At 31.6% G+C, this 18,536-nt stretch carries 17 protein-coding genes; 9 read left to right on the top strand and 8 right to left on the bottom strand.

The annotated features are described in order from the left end of the window. Positions 1–67 precede the first annotated feature (67 nt). Both AAFP94_RS00765 and apaG read left to right on the top strand, forming a co-directional pair. On the top strand, positions 68–1,336 hold the full coding sequence (locus tag AAFP94_RS00765) for a type IX secretion system plug protein (protein ID WP_316661109.1): 1,269 nt from the start codon (positions 68–70) through the stop codon (positions 1,334–1,336). 107 nt (positions 1,337–1,443) lie between these two features. Next, positions 1,444–1,830 (top strand): Co2+/Mg2+ efflux protein ApaG, encoded by a 387-nt coding sequence (gene apaG, locus AAFP94_RS00770; RefSeq protein ID WP_316661108.1) that lies wholly within the window; start codon positions 1,444–1,446, stop codon positions 1,828–1,830. Between the two features lie 3 nt (positions 1,831–1,833). Here the strand turns inward: apaG and AAFP94_RS00775 are convergent, their stop codons facing one another. Further along, complete coding sequence (locus AAFP94_RS00775) at positions 1,834–2,823, bottom strand: DUF6695 family protein (RefSeq protein ID WP_316661107.1); 990 nt, start codon at positions 2,821–2,823, stop codon at positions 1,834–1,836. Then, positions 2,816–3,541: an NRDE family protein gene (locus AAFP94_RS00780; RefSeq protein WP_316661106.1), complete on the bottom strand. Its 726-nt coding sequence runs from the start codon at positions 3,539–3,541 to the stop codon at positions 2,816–2,818. Before AAFP94_RS00780 ends, AAFP94_RS00775 begins: the two co-directional genes overlap by 8 nt. 102 nt (positions 3,542–3,643) lie before the next feature. On the opposite strand from AAFP94_RS00780, the gene pruA reads away from it, so the two are divergent. Then, entirely contained in the window at positions 3,644–5,269 is a 1,626-nt protein-coding gene (pruA, locus tag AAFP94_RS00785) for an L-glutamate gamma-semialdehyde dehydrogenase (protein ID WP_316661105.1), read from the top strand. Positions 5,270–5,780: 511 nt separating this feature from the next. Then, positions 5,781–6,740 (top strand): tetratricopeptide repeat protein, encoded by a 960-nt coding sequence (locus tag AAFP94_RS00790; RefSeq protein ID WP_316661104.1) that lies wholly within the window; start codon positions 5,781–5,783, stop codon positions 6,738–6,740. A gap of 14 nt (positions 6,741–6,754) precedes the next feature. Here the strand turns inward: AAFP94_RS00790 and rsmG are convergent, their stop codons facing one another. After that, positions 6,755–7,381, bottom strand: coding sequence for a 16S rRNA (guanine(527)-N(7))-methyltransferase RsmG (gene rsmG / locus AAFP94_RS00795; RefSeq protein ID WP_316661103.1), 627 nt, complete (start codon positions 7,379–7,381; stop codon positions 6,755–6,757). A gap of 142 nt (positions 7,382–7,523) precedes the next feature. On the opposite strand from rsmG, the gene AAFP94_RS00800 reads away from it, so the two are divergent. Further along, positions 7,524–8,624, top strand: a complete 1,101-nt coding sequence (locus AAFP94_RS00800; protein ID WP_316661102.1) for a fatty acid desaturase family protein — start codon at positions 7,524–7,526, stop codon at positions 8,622–8,624. 13 nt (positions 8,625–8,637) lie between these two features. Next, entirely contained in the window at positions 8,638–9,822 is a 1,185-nt protein-coding gene (locus AAFP94_RS00805; protein WP_316661101.1) for a pyridoxal phosphate-dependent aminotransferase, read from the top strand. A 47-nt stretch (positions 9,823–9,869) separates the two neighbouring features. Here the strand turns inward: AAFP94_RS00805 and AAFP94_RS00810 are convergent, their stop codons facing one another. From AAFP94_RS00810 to trkA, 4 genes are all read right to left on the bottom strand, one after another. Then, positions 9,870–10,142 carry a hypothetical protein gene (locus AAFP94_RS00810; protein ID WP_316661100.1) on the bottom strand — a complete coding sequence of 91 codons (273 nt, stop codon included), beginning with the start codon at positions 10,140–10,142 and terminating at the stop codon, positions 9,870–9,872. Between the two features lie 128 nt (positions 10,143–10,270). Beyond that, positions 10,271–10,525: a hypothetical protein gene (locus AAFP94_RS00815; protein WP_316661099.1), complete on the bottom strand. Its 255-nt coding sequence runs from the start codon at positions 10,523–10,525 to the stop codon at positions 10,271–10,273. Between the two features lie 151 nt (positions 10,526–10,676). Next, the gene (locus tag AAFP94_RS00820; RefSeq protein ID WP_316661098.1) at positions 10,677–12,170 is read right to left on the bottom strand and encodes a TrkH family potassium uptake protein; all 1,494 of its coding nucleotides are present in this window, start codon (positions 12,168–12,170) and stop codon (positions 10,677–10,679) included. 3 nt (positions 12,171–12,173) lie between these two features. Further along, positions 12,174–13,523 carry a Trk system potassium transporter TrkA gene (gene trkA, locus AAFP94_RS00825; protein WP_316661097.1) on the bottom strand — a complete coding sequence of 450 codons (1,350 nt, stop codon included), beginning with the start codon at positions 13,521–13,523 and terminating at the stop codon, positions 12,174–12,176. Positions 13,524–13,692: 169 nt separating this feature from the next. Here trkA and ubiE point away from each other — a divergent pair, with 169 nt between their 5' ends. Continuing rightward, positions 13,693–14,418 (top strand): bifunctional demethylmenaquinone methyltransferase/2-methoxy-6-polyprenyl-1,4-benzoquinol methylase UbiE, encoded by a 726-nt coding sequence (gene ubiE, locus AAFP94_RS00830; protein ID WP_316661096.1) that lies wholly within the window; start codon positions 13,693–13,695, stop codon positions 14,416–14,418. A gap of 1 nt (position 14,419) precedes the next feature. Further along, the gene (porT, locus tag AAFP94_RS00835) at positions 14,420–15,133 is read left to right on the top strand and encodes a type IX secretion/gliding motility protein PorT/SprT (RefSeq protein ID WP_316661095.1); all 714 of its coding nucleotides are present in this window, start codon (positions 14,420–14,422) and stop codon (positions 15,131–15,133) included. On the opposite strand, the gene AAFP94_RS00840 is transcribed toward porT, so the two are convergent. Continuing rightward, positions 15,120–15,851, bottom strand: coding sequence for a TrmH family RNA methyltransferase (locus AAFP94_RS00840; RefSeq protein ID WP_316661094.1), 732 nt, complete (start codon positions 15,849–15,851; stop codon positions 15,120–15,122). The two genes, porT and AAFP94_RS00840, sit on opposite strands and share 14 nt — an antisense overlap. A 125-nt stretch (positions 15,852–15,976) precedes the next feature. Between AAFP94_RS00840 and tamL the strand changes: the two genes are divergently transcribed. Beyond that, positions 15,977–18,499, top strand: coding sequence for a translocation and assembly module lipoprotein TamL (tamL, locus tag AAFP94_RS00845; RefSeq protein WP_316661093.1), 2,523 nt, complete (start codon positions 15,977–15,979; stop codon positions 18,497–18,499). Positions 18,500–18,536: the final 37 nt, after the last annotated feature.

Genomic DNA, 18,536 nt, shown 5'->3' on the forward strand with positions numbered 1-18,536 from the left:
ATGGTATAGAATTTTGCTCGCAAACGTTTAAGTAATTTTAGGCATAAAATTTGTTTATCTTTACTTTATGAAGAAATTATTGATGACGCCCAAATCTCATATTTTATTTTTATTGTTTCTATTTTCAATTGATGCTTTCTCTCAAGTTGAAGAAGTTAATCCTCCTGATTATATTAAAACTATAACTTTTAAAGGCAGCACCAACGAAAGTCAGCTACCAATTTTGAGGTTGGGAGAAAAATTACAATTAGAGTTTGATGCATTAAATGGTAATGAAGACGATTTTTATTATACTATTGAATATTTTAACTTTGACTGGACACCTACTATTTTAGCTAGACCTGAATATCTCGATGGATTTGACAACCAGCGTATTAGAAATTATGAGAATTCGTTTAATACATATCAAATTTATTCGCATTATAAGCTGACCATTCCAAACGAAAGCACAAAGCGTTTAAAGATTTCTGGCAACTATTTATTAAGTGTATTTGACAACTATGGTGAGTTAGTTTTTAGTAGAAAGTTTATGGTTTATGAAAGTTTGGCAAATGTAGGTGTAAGCATAAAACGTTCGAGAGATGTAACATTCGTCAAAGAAAAACAAACGGTTGATATTATTATTGCTTCCAATAATCTCCAATTTAATAATCCCGAAAAAACGGTTAAAACATTATTAATTCAAAATAACAATTTAAACAACACGATTTCAGACTTAAAGCCTATGTACACTTTAGGCAATCAATTAATTTATAAGTACGGCAACGAAGCTAGTTTTTGGGGAGGAAACGAATATCTGTATTTTGAAAATAAAGACATAAGAGGAGCAAACAGTGGTATAAGAAGTATAGAACTAAAGGATCTTTACCATAATTATCTTTACGCAAACATTATTAGAACCACTAGGCCTTATACTTATAACCCTGACATTAATGGTAATTTTTTAGTTACAGCTTTAGATGCTGAAAATCCAGATATTGAGGCTGATTATGCTTGGGTTCATTTTTCATTACTTTCAGACAAATTACCAGATTATCTTTCAGTTCATATCTATGGAAATTTTAACAACTATGCCATTGATGAAAGTACTAAAATGATTTACGATGATATGGATCAAATATATCGAAATCAAATGTTATTAAAACAAGGGTTTTACAACTACAAATATGTTGTCTATGACGATAACACTGGATTAGTCGACGAAGGTGCTATTAGTGGTAATTTTTATGAAACAGAAAACGACTATAAAGTTCTGGTATATTACAGAGATTTAGGTGCTCGTTTTGATCGGATTATTGGTCTTGGTGGAGCAAATTCGGTCAATATTTCTAACTAATTGCGTTAAAATGAGTATTTTTTCGTTAAAACGAGTTAAAATTTATATATAAGATGCTAATATTTATTATTTTAGCATTTTAAATCTTACAACTCAATTGAGTTAATATGGTTCAACAAGTAACAAGAGGGATAAAAATTACGGTAGAGACTACTTTCGAAGGCACATTTTATAGAAACTATAAAATACAATTTGCCTTTGGGTACATGGTTACTATCGAAAATCAAAGTAAAGACTCTGTGCAACTAAATGCTCGTCATTGGACCATTCTGGATGCTTTAAATAATGTTGAAATAGTGTCAGGTGAAGGTGTAATTGGTAAAAAACCGGTTCTCAAACCTGGAGAATCTCACACTTATAATTCTGGTTGCTTGCTAACATCTCCTTTTGGAGCAATGCAAGGTTATTATAGTATGGTTAACTTTACAACGACCAAAAAATTTAAAGTGGTCATTCCTACTTTTAAATTGAGTGCTCCATTTGCCTTAAATTAATCCTTATTTTCTTTCAAATTTATAAATGGTATCACGCTGTTTGATACTTAAAAAACTACAATTAGAATGGTAAAGAAACTCGAACTTCTGATCATAATCAAATGATGGTTCAGAAACTACAAAAATAGCATCAACATCAATGCTTCCATAAGGGGAGATTCGTCTAAAATTATATTCACCTTCCTTTTGGGTTCTATGTAATTCAAACCAAGCTCCTGCTCCAATACCTCCAAGCCATTGGGCATTACCAGTGATTCCATTTACCTGCTTTTGCTTTAAATTACCTTCTAAATTAGGGGTAAACTTTTTTAAACCGTCCAGGAAACACCTAATATTTTCTCTTTTAACTGAAGATGAAAATTCGGAGACTTCACCTGATGAAGATACTTCATAAACCATGTTGTCGCCACTAGATAAAACAACATTACCAATAGTGCTAGGTGTGAACCAAGTCGATCTTTTTAATTTGTTTCTAATTTTGTTATCTGTTACAGAATTTATCAAAGTAGATGTTACAAAACGAGAACAATTACTTCCATTTTTTCTAAAAACTCCATAAGGAACAAAATACTGTTTTTGAAGTTTTCCAATAAAGCATTTAGCCTTTTCGTAGTCTATTTCATTACAAACCGAAGCCAACATTTTACCTTCTCCATGTGTCAATTTTGGATTAGTAGCCAGGAAATATAAAATATCATTTAAATTTTTAATTTTTCCATTTTCCAAATGGGACTGCAAAGGAAAATCCAATTCGTTATCAGTTAATTTAGATCTTACTCTACCATATGGTAATGGAACAATATATCTACCAAAATCATAATAATCTAAGTCGCCAGTAGTTTTATTAATTAGGACAATAGCCGCATGTCCTGCTCTCACATAATCTTTAGTACCAATCCCAATAAATCGTAAATAATTTACGAACCACTCATCAGAAACTCTAACTATGGTTTCTGGATAGGCCAACGTTAAAATGATCCCTGAACTATTCATTAACCACTTCTGAAATCCTAAATTGGGCTGTTGAAACGTCTGATTGTTTTAAATCATCATAGCACATAATTACTAAATCTCCTGATTTTTCAATTTGAGTAATGCTTGTAGTTTTTACAAAACCTCGGTCCATGATAACTCCATAGTCATTATTTCCATGTCCAGCAGAATGATGGAATTTTAATAAAGATTCTGCATTTAATTCATGTTCAGCTTTAAAACTTTCAAACCAAGAATGGCGTTCATTTTTCATTGCTACGGAATACAAGGTTGAAGATGACCAAATATTTGGTTCTTTATTTAAAGGTTTTAGGTGCTTATCATTTCCATCCCAAACTAGTTCCATAAATATCATGTCGTTATTCCAATCTGCAATGACTAAAGTAAATGGTTCTATATCATAAAAATCATATTGATCTATTGCTTCAACAATATCATCTGAAGCTAACAACTTTTTAACAATAATTCCTCTGCTTAACCTGTAATTTGGTTTTCGTTCATGAAAATCAAAACCACCATTCAAGACACAAAGCATTCTATTTTTACTGCTTACACCAATCCAAGTACCTTGAGATAATTCATCTTTGGGAAAAAGCATTTTTGTATCTTCAAATAAGTACAATTCAGGTTTTACTGAAGCTCTGTTAGGAGCTTCATCTCTATTTGATGTAATAATAAAATCATTATCACCTTTGGGAATAATTGTTACAGTACACATGCACAAAATAGTCTTAAAACTGCCAAGCAACTTACAAAAAAGTCCTTAAAAAAGTCGTAACTTTGCAGCTCAATTTTTAAATTTTATTAAATCAAAATACACATGGGAAAAGGATTTTTTAACGTACCTATTGCCGTAAACGAACCTGTAAAATCTTATGCTCCAGGCTCACCGGAACGTGAAGCTGTATTGAAAGCATATAAAGAGATGTTCAACAGTACCGTTGATGTACCAATGTATATTAACGGAAAAGATGTACTTACTGGAAATACCAGAACAATGTCTCCACCTCACGACCACAAACATATAGTTGGAACATACCATCTTGCAGAAAAGCAACATGTTGAAGAAGCTATTGCAACGGCTTTGGAAGCTCGTAAATCTTGGGCTGTTTTACCTTGGGAACAACGTGCAGGTATTTTTTTGAAAGCTGCCGAGCTTATTGCTGGTCCATACAGGGCAAAAATAAACGCTGCAACAATGATTGCACAATCTAAAACTATTCATCAAGCAGAAATTGATGCAGCTTGCGAGTTGATAGATTTCTTACGTTTTAATGTTCAGTTTATGACAGATATTTATGCTGAACAGCCTGAAAGTATAACCGAAGCTTGGAACAGAATAGAATACAGACCATTAGAAGGTTTTACTTATGCAGTGACACCTTTTAATTTTACAGCCATTGCCGGAAATCTTCCTTCTTGTATGGCACTTATGGGCAATGTGGTAGTTTGGAAACCTAGCGATAGTCAAATTTATTCTGCAAAGGTAATTATGGATGTTTTTAATGAAGCTGGTGTTCCAGATGGTGTTATTAATGTGGTTTTTGGAGACCCTGTGATGATTACTGATACTATCATGTCAAGTCCAGATTTTTCTGGGTTACATTTTACTGGTTCTACATTCATCTTTAAAGAACTTTGGAAACAAATTGGTAACAATATTCATAATTATAAAACCTATCCAAGAATTGTAGGTGAAACCGGCGGCAAAGATTTCATTGTCGCTCACAAATCTGCTAATGCCAAACAAGTAGCAACGGCTATTGTACGTGGTGCTTTTGAATTTCAAGGACAAAAATGCAGTGCTGCTTCCAGAGCATATATACCAACAAATTTGTGGGAAGATGTGAAAAATTATGTAATTAAAGACGTCAACTCTTTTAAAATGGGATCTCCAGAAGACATGAGCAATTTTATAACTGCTGTAATACATGAAGGCTCATTTGATAAATTGGTAAAATATATAGACCAAGCCAAAGCAGATAAAGATGCCGAAATAATTGTTGGAGGAAATTATGATAAATCTAAAGGGTACTTTATAGAGCCAACTGTTATTGTAACCAGCAACCCAAAATACACAACGATGTGTACCGAATTGTTTGGGCCCGTGATTACCATCTACGTTTATGATGAAAATAAGTATTCTGAAACCTTAACATTGGTTGACGAAACCAGTGAATATGCATTAACTGGAGCTATTTTGGCTACAGACAGATACGCTGTAGACGAAGCAACTAAAACTTTACAAAATAGTGCTGGCAACTTCTATATTAACGACAAACCAACTGGTGCAGTAGTTGGACAACAACCATTTGGTGGCGCAAGAGCTTCTGGAACCAATGATAAAGCTGGAAGTGCACAAAACCTGTTACGTTGGGTGTCTCCTAGAATGATAAAAGAAACCTTTGTTACACCAACAGATTACAGATATCCATTTTTAGGATAATTAAATCCTGAACAAAATAGAGAAGCTATTTCAGTTAAGAAATAGCTTTTTTTATTTTACATCATATTGACTTTCTAAAAAAAATAGCCGAACTTCGTTTAACTATGGCTAATAACAATTAAAACTATGATTAGCCTTACATTAAACGAAACTCTAAAATCAATGCTGGTTTAAGTCTAGGATCCGACTTTTATTACCTTATTAATCTATAATTTAATTGCTCGCTTATGCAAAGGGAATGAGTTTATAAATTTGAAAAAGTCTGTATTTACTTAATATTTATTGAAACTTTTTTTGATGTTATTGAAAACATTGCACCTATAAATCTTAGAAGAGGTGACCTTAATCAGATTTGGGTGTCGACAGCTTATTTTTTTGCCACACTTAAATTCGTAATTATTGTTATTGTATTTTCTTCATCATTTTAAACTGGTTGGCATATTTATTGGTGCTTAAAAAAAATTAAAACTTAAACGTTTAAAACTGAAAAATTCTTTGCTATCTTCATAATATGAAAAAGATTACATTTCTACTTCTTATGTTACCACTCATTTCGATTGCTCAAGCAAACAAATTGTTCAGAAAAGCAATGAGAGTAGAAGATTTAAATGAAAGAATAGTGCTTCTTTCTCAAGTTATAGATTTAGAGCCCAAAAATTTTGATGCTTATTTTTATCGTGCCAATGCAAAAAATGATATGGATGATTTTCATGGTGCCATAATGGATTATACAAAAATAATTATTTACAAACCCAGTGCAGAGATCTATTACAACCGCGGAAATTCAAAATTTAATTTAGAAGATCTTTATGGGGCCAAAGAAGATTATTTAGAAGCGTTAAAGCTAGAACCAGAATTTATAGATGCTCGCTATAATCTAGCCAGCGTTAAATATTTTTTAAATGACTTCGAAGGATCTATTTTAGACTTAACCAAAATTATAGAATTAACACCTTACCAACCAAGTGTTTATATGAAAAGAGCTGATTGTTTTTTAGCTCTAGAAAAACCTCTTTATGCGTTACAGGACCTAACATTATCCATTATTGCTGCGCCAACAGCCGAAGCGTATTATAAAAGAGGATTAGTGTATTTAAGTATCAATTATTATAGAAATGCCAAAAACGATTTCTATAATTCAATTTCCATTGAACCGAATAATAGCTCATCATTTTTCTATCGAGGCACTACCTATTTATTATTAGGCAAATATAAAAGAGCACTTGCTGATTTTTCTGTGCCTTTAAAATATTATTCTCTGGATTATGAAGCTTTACTCGGTCTAGCATTAACCTATTACAAGATGAATGATTTGGAAAATGCTAAAATAAACTTCGAAAAAGCTATTAGAATAATTGACCCGAAGAAACTAAACAACATCAATATTGAACTGTTTTCAGAAACATATTGGTATAAAGAACAGCTGTTTTTCTTTAGAGATCATTTTGAAGGATTGAGTAAGCTATTATAGTTTTATTAATATACTCATTTGAATTTTAATGGTAAATGCACCAGCTTTTTAGTTTCAAAAAAATCTTCCTCATAATAATCAGACAAATTATAAATAGCAGCATTAGGAAAATCTTTCAATTCTTCGGCTAAATCACCTCCTTTTAAGTACAAAATTCCGTTTTTTAAATCATGTTTTTGTTTTTTTGAAACTTTTCCTTTTACCCAATGTACAAAGGTTGGCATGGCTGCTACAGCACGGCTCACAATAAAATCATAAGTCTCATTAATGTCTTCAACCCGACTGTGCGTTGTATGCACATTTGTCAAACCAAGACCTTCTGCAACTTCATCCACAACTTTAAGCTTTTTGGCTATACTATCCACCAAATGGAATTGACATTCTGGAAACATAATAGCTAGTGGTATACCAGGAAATCCTCCTCCTGTACCTACATCCATAATCTGGCTTCCATCTTTAAATTGAATGACCTTAGCTATAGCCAAAGAATGCAACACATGACGTATGTAAAGTTCATCAATATCTTTACGAGAGACAACATTTATCTTAAGGTTCCAGTCTTGATATAGAGCTTCAAGATGCTTGTATTTAGCTATCTGATCTTCTGTAAGATTCGTGAAATATTTCAAAATAAGTTGCATTACTTTAATTTTTCAACAAAAATATGACATTTTTTATGTGCATTTTTATGAAAACTTTATTAAGATACCAGTGTTTATTAATTATCTTTGAGCCCAAATAACAAAAATTTTATTTAAATCGTTATTTTAAAAAAATAAATTTATGTCAAAACAGATGCTATCTTTTTCTAGAGGAGATTCTGCGAAATTTTTCAGAACTTTAAATAAACGTGTAAATGATTACTTTAAAGATAACAATGTAAAACGCACAGGGAACTGGAAACTTTGGGTTAAAACCATTGTCATGTTTTCAATTTTCCTTGCTCCTTACTTTTTAATTCTAACATTAAATATTCCTGGTTGGGCTCAACTGCTTTTAACGATTGTTATGGGAATTGGAATGGCAGGTGTTGGAATGAATGTAATGCACGATGGTAATCATGGTTCATATTCTAACAAAGAGTGGATTAATAGGTTGATGGGAAGCAGTATTTATATTCTTGCTGGTAATGCCTATAACTGGAAAGTACAGCACAATGTTTTACATCACACTTATACCAATGTTCATGGACATGACGAAGATTTAGATGCTGGCAGAATTTTACGCTTTACAGAACATGCCGAGTGGAAATGGTATCACAAGTTTCAACATTATTATTCAATTCTTTTATATGGGTTATTAACAATCAATTGGGCCATAACAACTGATTTTCAGCAGATGAGTCGTTATATGAAGCGTAAATTGTCTTATGGAAAATTCCCTAACCCAGTTTGGAATTGGAGTAAACTAGTTATTTCTAAAATAATTTATATAGGAATTTGGATTGTTTTACCATTGCTAATTTTGGATATTGCTTGGTGGAAAATTTTGATTGGATTTTTTGTAATGCACTATACTGCTGGTTTAATTTTAAGTGTAGTATTTCAATTAGCTCATGTTATGGAAGAAGCCGAAATGCCACTTCCAGAGAAAGATGGCACAATGAAAAACACTTGGGCAATTCATCAGCTTAAAACAACAATTAATTTTTCTACCAAAAACAGAATTGTTAACTGGTTTACTGGTGGTTTGAACCATCAAGTGGAGCATCATATTTTTCCACATATAAGCCATATTCATTATACCAAAATCTCTAAAATAGTTAGAGAGACTGCCAGAGAATTTAATCTTCCATACAACGAATATAAAACAACAAGAAAGGCCGTTATTGCACATTTTAAATACTTACGCGAAATGGGTATGAATCCAGCCTTACAAGTCTAATTCTAATTTTTTAATGAACTTACTTTCGGATAGAGTTTTAAACATGTCTACCTCTGCTACACTTGCAATGGCAGCAAAAGCAAGAGAATTACGTGCAGAAGGAAAAGATATTATTAGTTTAAGTCTTGGTGAACCAGACTTTAATATTCCAGATTTTATTAAAGATGCTGCTATACAAGCCATTAATGATGGCTATAATTCTTATACTCCCGTTGATGGCTATGTAGAACTTAAAGAAGCCATCATAACCAAATTTAAACGTGATAATAATCTATCATATACTCTACCCCAAATAGTGGTTTCTACTGGCGCCAAACAATCATTAGCCAATGTAGCTGCTGTTATGCTAAACAAAGGCGATGAAGTTATTTTACCATGCCCATATTGGGTAAGTTACAATGATATTGTAAAACTTAATGATGGTGTTCCGGTAGAAGTAAAAACGTCTATTGATACCGATTTTAAAATGACTGCAGAGCAACTAGAATCTGCAATTACACCAAAGACCAAAATGATTTGGTTCAGTTCGCCATGCAACCCTAGTGGTTCGGTTTATAGCAAAGAAGAATTACGTGCTTTGGCAGATGTATTACAAAACCATCCCAATATTTATGTTGTTTCAGATGAAATATATGAACACATAAACTATGTTGGTCAGCACTCAAGTATGGCTCAATTTGAGGATATGTACAATCGTACAATTACTGTAAATGGTGTATCTAAAGCATTTGCAATGACAGGTTGGAGGATAGGATTCATAGGTGCTCCAACCGAAATTGCAAGAGCTTGTAATAAAATGCAAGGTCAAACTACCAGTGGTGCCAATTGTATTGCGCAACGTGCAGTAATAACTGCAATGTTAGCTCCGCCAGCTAAAGTGAAGTATATGATTGACGAGTTTAAAAATAGACGTGATTTGATACTTGACTTATTGAATGGAATTGAAGGATTTAATGCGAATACTCCAGAAGGTGCTTTTTATGTTTTTCCTAATATTTCATATTATTTCGGTAAAACATTACGAGGTACAACCATTACTAATGCCACAGATTTTTCTCTATATCTGTTAGAACATGCCTTGGTGGCAACTGTTACTGGAGAGGCTTTTGGTAATCCAGATTGTATAAGAATCTCTTATGCTGCTTCTCAAGATCAAATTGTTGAAGCCATGAAGCGAATTAAAACAGCTGTGAGCTAGTTAAAAAATAAGCCAAAAGCTTTAAAAATTTAGATGCCATTTTATTGTTATAAATTTACATGCTCCACAAAAAGAATAACAAGTATTGCTAGTATTATAATGGTTATAATAAATGCTTTAACTATTCTTATTCTGTTTACTTTTTTAAGCTGATTCTTAAATAGTTCTAACTCTTGAGGAGTTGCATTGTGGTAATCGAATATAATCTCTTTAGTAATATCACCGAACGTTCCTTTAGTTTTTCTAAACCTTTTGGTCTTATCAAGCATAATAGCTTTATTGCTTCTTAAAGTGCTTAAAAAAGACTCTCCTAATGGCATTTATAATGAGTAAATTAAATTATCGTTAAAAGAGCATCAAATATAATAAGTTGTTTTGAAATGGTTCTTTAACATTTTAATATTAAGTAAAAGAATACAGAAATGTTATATGCTAAAACGTATTTGCATCAAAAAATGACTAGAAAAACGATTGCAAATAATGATATCTTTAAAAGAGCTTCAATACCAGGTGCGGATTTAAATTGAAAACTCTTTACACGTTGTCTTATGCCAAAGATGGAATGCGAAGATGTATTGTTTAAATTGTGGTCTGCTATACTTTTATAATTAGAATTTAACAAACCTTGAGGTCTCCAATTTTCTTGAGATACTTTGGGTTCAGGTAATGGTTCTAAATCTTCTGTTGTTAATAATAACTCCATAATTTTAAATTTAATTGGTTACATAATATTGACGAGGAATTAAAAAGAATGTTACACAACATATTTTTTTAAAACCTTAAAAATCAAACCATAAAACGCCAAAGCATCTATAAATACTAATAAATTTCAATTTTATGTATTTTGAAAAAAATTATCTATTTCTCCAGAAGAAAGGAGTAAATAATATTAAAACTGTAAAGAGTTCAAGTCTGCCAATAAGCATTAAGAAGCAACTCCACCATTTGGCAAGACTTGGTAAAGCTGAATAATTATTTACTGGCCCAAAATCTCCTAAAGCTGGTCCTACGTTACCAAGGCTAGACGCAGACAGACCAACTGAAGACTTAAAATCTATTCCAAACATAGAAAATATTAAAGAACCAATAATAAATGATATCATATACAAAATAAAGAAGGCCAAAATATTAAATACAATTTCTCCAGAAATAGATTTTTTGTTATAACGTACTGGTAAAACAGCATTTGGATGCAACGTTCTTTTAAACTCTAAAAAACCATTTTTAATCATGATTAAATGCCTCACTACTTTTACTCCACCAGATGTACTACCAGAAGAGCCACCTAAAAACATCAAACCAAAAAAGAAAACTATTAAAAACGGCGTCCAAAGGGTAAAATCAGCAGTAACAAATCCTGTTGTAGTAATGATACTAATTACCTGAAACAATGCATGCCTTATTGAACTTTCAAATTCGCCATAGACCAATGGGTGATTAATAGATGATGCAGAGAAATCAGTTTTAAAATAGATTATAATTGTTGCTATAATTGTAAATACAATAATAAACTTAAAGTATAGTTTAAACTCTTCGTCTTTAATAATTTTCTGAATATTACCTTTAAAAGCAAAATAGCTCAAAACAAAATTGGTTCCTGCCAAAAACATAAAAACCATGATAATATATTGTATCAAAGGTTGTCCATTCCAATGTGCAATACTGGCATTTTTTGTAGAAAAACCACCTGTTGACAATGTACACATAGCATGATTAATAGCATCAAAGAAAGACATACCTGCCACTTTAAGCAAAACAGTTTCGGCTGCAGTATACCCAAAATAAATAAGCCATAAACGTTTAGCTGTATCAGTAATTCTTGGATGCAATTTATCGGCATTAGGACCTGGAGCTTCGGCTGCAAATAACTGCATACCACCTATTCCCAATAATGGTAATATAGCTATAGCCAATACAATAATACCCATACCTCCTATCCAATGTGTAAGACTTCTCCAAAATAAAACCCCTTTAGGTATAACTTCTATATCATTTAAAATAGAAGCACCAGTAGTTGTATAACCAGACATGGTTTCAAAAAAAGCATTTGTAAAACTTGGTATTGTTTCGGTTAAAACATATGGCATAGTTCCGGATAAGGCCATAATTATCCATCCAAAGGTTACTACAATATAACCTTCCCGTTTGTTCATCTCTTTTTTCGGTTTTCTTGTAAAGAGCATAACAAGAGAACCTGCAAGCAATACTAAAATTCCAGAAAGAAACAGTTGAAATGTTACACCATCCTCATAAATCAAACTCACGAGAGATGCTAAAAGCATAAAACCACCATTAAACAAGACAAGTAGTCCTAAAAAATGAAAAATGATTTTATAATTAAGCTTCATACATTACAAAAATAATTTTTCGACTTTTTTAATAGATTTTGGTAAGCAGCAAACTACAACGCGATCTCCTTCTTGAATTTTGAAATCTCCAAGGGCTATAAGCCCTTTACCATTTCTAATAACACCTCCAATAATAGCTGATCGAGGGAAATCTATTTCTTTAATAAGTTCGTTACAAATATTAGAAGTTGGTTTAACAACAAATTCTAATAGCTCTGCATTCATGTTATTGAGCTTAGTCATGGCAACAACTTCTCCTTTTCTTATATATCTAAAAATATTGTTTGCAGCCAATAATTTTTTATTGATTAAGGTATCAATGCCTATAGAATGACTCAACTCAAAGTAATCCATGTTTTCTACTAACGCTATAGTTTTTGCAACCCCTTTAGATTTTGCCACCAGACAAGACATAATATTAGTTTCAGAATTACCCGTAACCGATATGAATGCATCCATTTCTTCAATACTTTCTTCGTCAAGTAAATCAACATTTCTGCCATCGCCATTAATAACCAAAGCCTGTGGGATTAAATCAGCCAATTCAAAAGATCTCTCTTTGTCCTTTTCAATAAGTTTAACATTAAAACCCCTATTACTTAAATCTCTAGTTGCTTTAAATCCAATTTTACTACCTCCAAGAATCATTACATTTTTAATGTCTTTATTGGTCTTTCCTGTGACTTTACAAAGTTCTTCTGCACCACCTTCAGATGTTATAAATACAACATTATCTCCTCTTTTTAATTTGGTGTCACCTCTCGGAATAATAGTGAATTGTGTTCCAAAACGCTGGATAGCAATTGGGACAAAATGAATTTCTGAAAAAATTTGCGCGGCTTCCTTTACGGTTTTACCAACAAATAAAGCCGTTGATGACAAATTTAAAGCAACCATAGTCAAAGCACCATCTTCAAACTCATAGCTATCATTAAAAGCAGATTGATCTAACAGTAATTCAATTTCTGATGCCGCAAGAGCTTCAGGTGAAATTAACTCATCAATACCTAATTTGGTAAATTCGATCTCATCCTTGTGGCTAATAAATTCAGTATTAGAAATTCTAGCAATGGTACGTTTGGCTCCTAATTGTTTAGCTAAAACACTAACGGTAATATTTGTGGTTTCTGAAGAGGTTACAGCAATAAGCAAATCGCTTGTTTTAACACGCGCTTCTTTTAAAATAGAAATTGATGTTGCATCTCCTTTAATAACTTTAATGTCAAGATGATTGTCTGCATAATTCAGACTTTCTTTGTTTGTGTCTATTAACGTAATTTCTTGAGATTCGTACGATAATAATTTTGCTAAATGAAATCCGACTTCACCAGCACCTGCAATGATTATTTTCATTTGTGGTAAATCATAAAAAGTGGTACAAATATACTGTAAAAATAAATATTGCTGAATAAATAGTTGTTAATATCAAGCCTTGTATATGAGTTACTCAATATATTACTTCACACATCAGAAATAAATTAAAATGAAAAAAAATATGTAGGTTTGCCAAAAATTATTCACTTTGGCTAAAGTAACACCTTATAAAAACAGTGGTCTAGGAAAAAAAGAACAAGTCACTAAAATGTTTGATACTATATCTAAAGATTATGATGGTTTGAATCGTGTTATTTCTTTTGGGTTTGATGTGAATTGGAGAAAAAAGGTCGTTAAAATCGTTAAGGACAAAAAACCGGATTCTATCCTTGATATCGCTACAGGTACAGGAGATTTAGCCATTCAGTTTTCAGAAACTTCTGCTTCAAAAATTGTCGGTTTAGATATTAGTAAAGGAATGCTTGAGATTGGTAAAGTTAAAGTTGAAAAAAAAGGACTTCAAGATAGAGTTGAACTTGTATTGGGTGATTCTGAAAACATGATCTTTCAAGACAACTCATTCGATGTTGTAACAGTTGCTTTTGGTGTTAGAAATTTTGAAAATCTGGAAAAGGGTTTAAAAGAAATATACCGTGTACTTAAACCAAAAGGCACTTTTGTAATTCTTGAAACATCTGTCCCTGCAAAAACACCATATAAACAAGGTTACATGGCCTACACAAAATACATATTACCCTTAATTGGTAAAGTTTTCTCCAAAGATAGAAATGCTTATAAATATTTAAGTGAATCGGCTTCAGTTTTTCCTTATGGTGATGCATTAAACAATATTTTACAGGAAATTGGGTTTAATAGTGTTGAAGATTTTCCACAAACCTTTGGTGTTGCGACGATTTATAGAGCAACTAAATGATATGAAAAACATTCTTATTGCTATAATATTCATTTTTACTTTTCATTCAGTGAATGCACAGTTGTTTACCAAAGAAAAGATCACAAACAATGAAAACTTTGATAAACCTTTATTAAGTTGGGGATATTATTTAGGTTTTAGTAGTTATGATTTTAATTTTGACTATAATGAAGACTTAAAAGATATACATGTAAAAAGAAATGTAGGCTTTAATGTTGGTCTTATTTCAAATTTACGAATCAACGAGTTTTTAGATTTGCGTTTTGAGCCTGGATTAAATATAACAAGTAGAGATTTGTATTATGACGAATCTTATTTTGATGGTACATCATTTAGTTCTTCAGACTTAATTAGAGAAGTAAAATCTACCTATATACATTTGCCTTTACTGCTTAAATTTTCAACCAAACGATTAAATAATTTCAAGCCTTTTATTGTTGGTGGTTTTTCTACAGCATTAAACCTTTCTAGTAACGAAAAAAACCCTGACGATAATGCCAATGGACAGTTTAGAACCAAAAGCAACATGTTTTTTTATGAACTAGGTTTTGGTATAGATTTTTATTTGTATTGGTTTAAATTCACTCCAACCATTAGAGGTGTTTTTGCTATAAATGATGAATTAATTCGAGATGAAGATCTAAACAGCCCATGGACAGGCAATATTTACACTATGAAAACCAGAGGTGTATTTATCAATTTTACGTTTCAGTAACACCTCTCTTAAACTCACTTAACAAAATTGCAGTAGCTGCTGCTACATTTAAGCTTTCTGTTTTCTGTAAATCTCCAAAACGAGGTATTGAGATTTTTTCGTCAATAAAACTTCCAACTTTATTAGAAATTCCGCTAGCTTCATTACCTAAAATAAGAATCCCTTTACTCGGTAATTGTTTTTCATAAACCGAAACGCCATCCATATATGCACCAAATTTTTTCAGTTTAGTTTTTGCCAAAAACTCAAGCAAATCAATATAACTTATATTTACCCGAGCAAGAGAACCCATAGTAGCTTGAATTACTTTAGAATTGTAACAATCAACTGTTTCTTCAGTACAAACTAAATCTCTTACTCCAAACCAATCACAAAGCCTAATAATGGTACCTAGATTTCCAGGGTCTCTAATGTTATCTAAAGCAATAATGAGTCTTGAGTCGTCTATTAATTTTGGTTCTTTTATCTCAAAAATCGCTAAAGCAGTGTTAGGTGTTTTTAATGCGCTGATTTTTTTCAATTCCGCTTCAGAAATTACAACTTCATTTATGGCATTAATATTGAAGCTTTCAGTAGTAAACAAATAATGAAGATTAAAATCAGAATTCAAAAATTCTTGTATAGTCTTTAGACCTTCGGCAACAAAAAGATGATGCTGTAATCTATATTTTTTTTGTTTTAAACTCGTTATAAGTTTTATCTGGTTTTTAGATAACATTTAAACCTATTTTTATCGTATAAAGAAACTGAATAATTATTAATTTAGGTAATTAGCACCTTAAATATTAAAATATTTAATTTCAATGGAAATAGTGTATTTTTGATTTTAATAATAAGACTTACTTGAAACTAAATCTCTCTAAAATAACATTATTAATTGTAATTACAGGATTAATTAACTCCTGTAATTCAGTAAAAAGGGTTGCAGAAGATGAGTATTTGCTTTTGGATAATGATGTGTATGTTAACGAAGATAAAAACAAAACCGAAGTCATCAATAATCTAATTTATCAACAACCAAACAGAAAGATGTTTGGTATCCCTTTAAGACTATATATATACAATTCTGCACGCCCAAATATCGATTCAATTATAAACGCTGGCATTGATAAAAACCCTAAAAAAAGACAAAGACTAGAAAATAAGTTATCAAAAAAACAATTGGACAAGTATGTTGAGTCTAGAAAGAGTTTTAACCAATGGCTTAAAGAAACAGGCGAAGCTCCAACAATTGTGGATCAGGAAAAAACAGAAAAGTCTGCAAAACATTTAAAAGATTATTATTTTCATAACGGATGGTTTAATGTGGATGCCACTTATAATATTGAAGAGATTGATAAGCAGCGTGCTAAAGTGAACTATAAAGTAAAAACTGGTCAAGGCTTTATTATAGATTCTATTTCAACAAAAATTGCAACTCCTGCAGTAGATTCTTTGTATCAAAAATCAAAAGAAGAATCAATTATAAAAAAAGGTGAACAGTATAAAACAATAAATTTCGAAAATGAAAGAAATAGAATCACAAACAACTTAAGGAACTCTGGTGTCTTTCATTTTAGTCAGGATTACATAGGTTTTGAAATCGATACGGTTGGTACGAACAAAAAAGTAAATGTAGGTCTTCAAATAAAAAATCGTTCCTTAAGAACTCAAGATTCAGTCGTGAGAAGACCTTTTAATATTTATAAAGTAAGGGATGTTAATATTTTTACCGATTCTTCTTACGAAAATAAAGGCGAAACTGCCACCAACACTAATACATTTAATGGTTATAATTTTTATAGTATTGGAGAGATGAAGTATAAGCCAAAAGCAATTACAAATGCCGTTTTTATAAATCCCGGAGAAGTGTTCAAGGATTCAGATAGAACTTTAACTTACAGACATATAAGTGAGTTAAAAACATTTAAATATCCTAATATTCAATACATTGAAAATCCAGACACAACACTCACTGCAAATATATACTTAACACCGTTAAAAAAGTTCAGTCTTGGCTTTGCCGCCGAAGTCTCTCAAAGCAATATTCAAACAATTGGGTTTTCTGTAAATCCAAGTATACTTATGAGAAATGTTTTTAATGGGGCTGAAACACTACAGCTTTCTGCATTTGGGTCAATTGGTGCTTCAAAAGATGCTGGAAATGATAAAGACCAATTTTTTGATATTACTGAAACTGGTTTAGATTTAAAACTTACTTTGCCTCGGTTACTTTTACCTTTCAATACAGAAAGAATTATACCTAAATATATGTCTCCAAGTACTAGAATGAGTGTTTCTTATACTGGACAAAGAAATATTGGTCTAGACAAACAAACATTAAATGGTGTCTTAAATTACCGATGGCGCCCATCAAATTCTTGGACCAACAGATTAGACCTATTTAACATACAATACGTTAGAAACCTGAATCCAGATAACTATTTTGGTGTTTATAAAAATTCTTACAATACTCTAAACAATATTTCACAAGACATAAATTATAATAATGGAGAAGATTTAACATTTCCAGATCAAACAGATGATTTTATTAATGATGTATTGAATGAAAATACAGCAATAACTCCGAGCGACCCAGAATATCAAACCGTTTCAGACATTAATGAAAGAGAACAACGTTTAACAGAAAACAACTTGATTTTTGCTTCTAGCTTTGGTTTTACAAAAGATAACCGAACAAACCTCTTTGATGAAAATTTTTCAATCTTTCGTCTTAAACTTGAATTAGCTGGAAATTTGCTGTCGAATATGTCAAAAATAATTGGGCAAGATAAAAATGAAGAAGGCAAATATGAAATTTTCAACGTTGCCTATTCACAATATGTAAAAACAGAGTTCGACTATATTAAACATTGGGATTTATCTAAAAAAAATATATTCGCAATTAGAGCATTTTTTGGTATTGCAATTCCTTACGGTAACTCAACAAATATTCCTTTTTCTAAAAGTTTTTTTGCTGGCGGTGCTAATGACAATAGAGCGTGGACTGCATATAATCTTGGACCAGGAGGTACATCAAGTACAAACGAGTTTAACGAAGCCAACATGAAACTTGCCTTTAGTTTAGAACAGCGATTCAATATTTTTGAAAGCTTAAATGGTGCATTATTTGTTGATGCTGGAAACATCTGGAATGTTTTTGATGATGTTGAAGACCCAAATGCAACATTTGACAGCTTTGGTTCATTAAAAGACATAGCTATTGGTTCAGGTTTTGGGTTACGATACGATTTTGGTTTTTTTGTTTTTAGATTTGATATTGGTTTCAAAACATACAATCCAGCATATAATGAAAACAATAGATGGTTTAATGATTATAACTTTAGAAATGCAGTATACAATATAGGTATTAACTATCCTTTCTAATATCTTGGCACAACCAAAAAAACCTATAACGTTTTCG

The sequence above is a fragment of the Gilvirhabdus luticola genome (genome assembly GCF_040117515.1).
GTDB classification, from domain to species: domain Bacteria; phylum Bacteroidota; class Bacteroidia; order Flavobacteriales; family Flavobacteriaceae; genus Gilvirhabdus; species Gilvirhabdus luticola.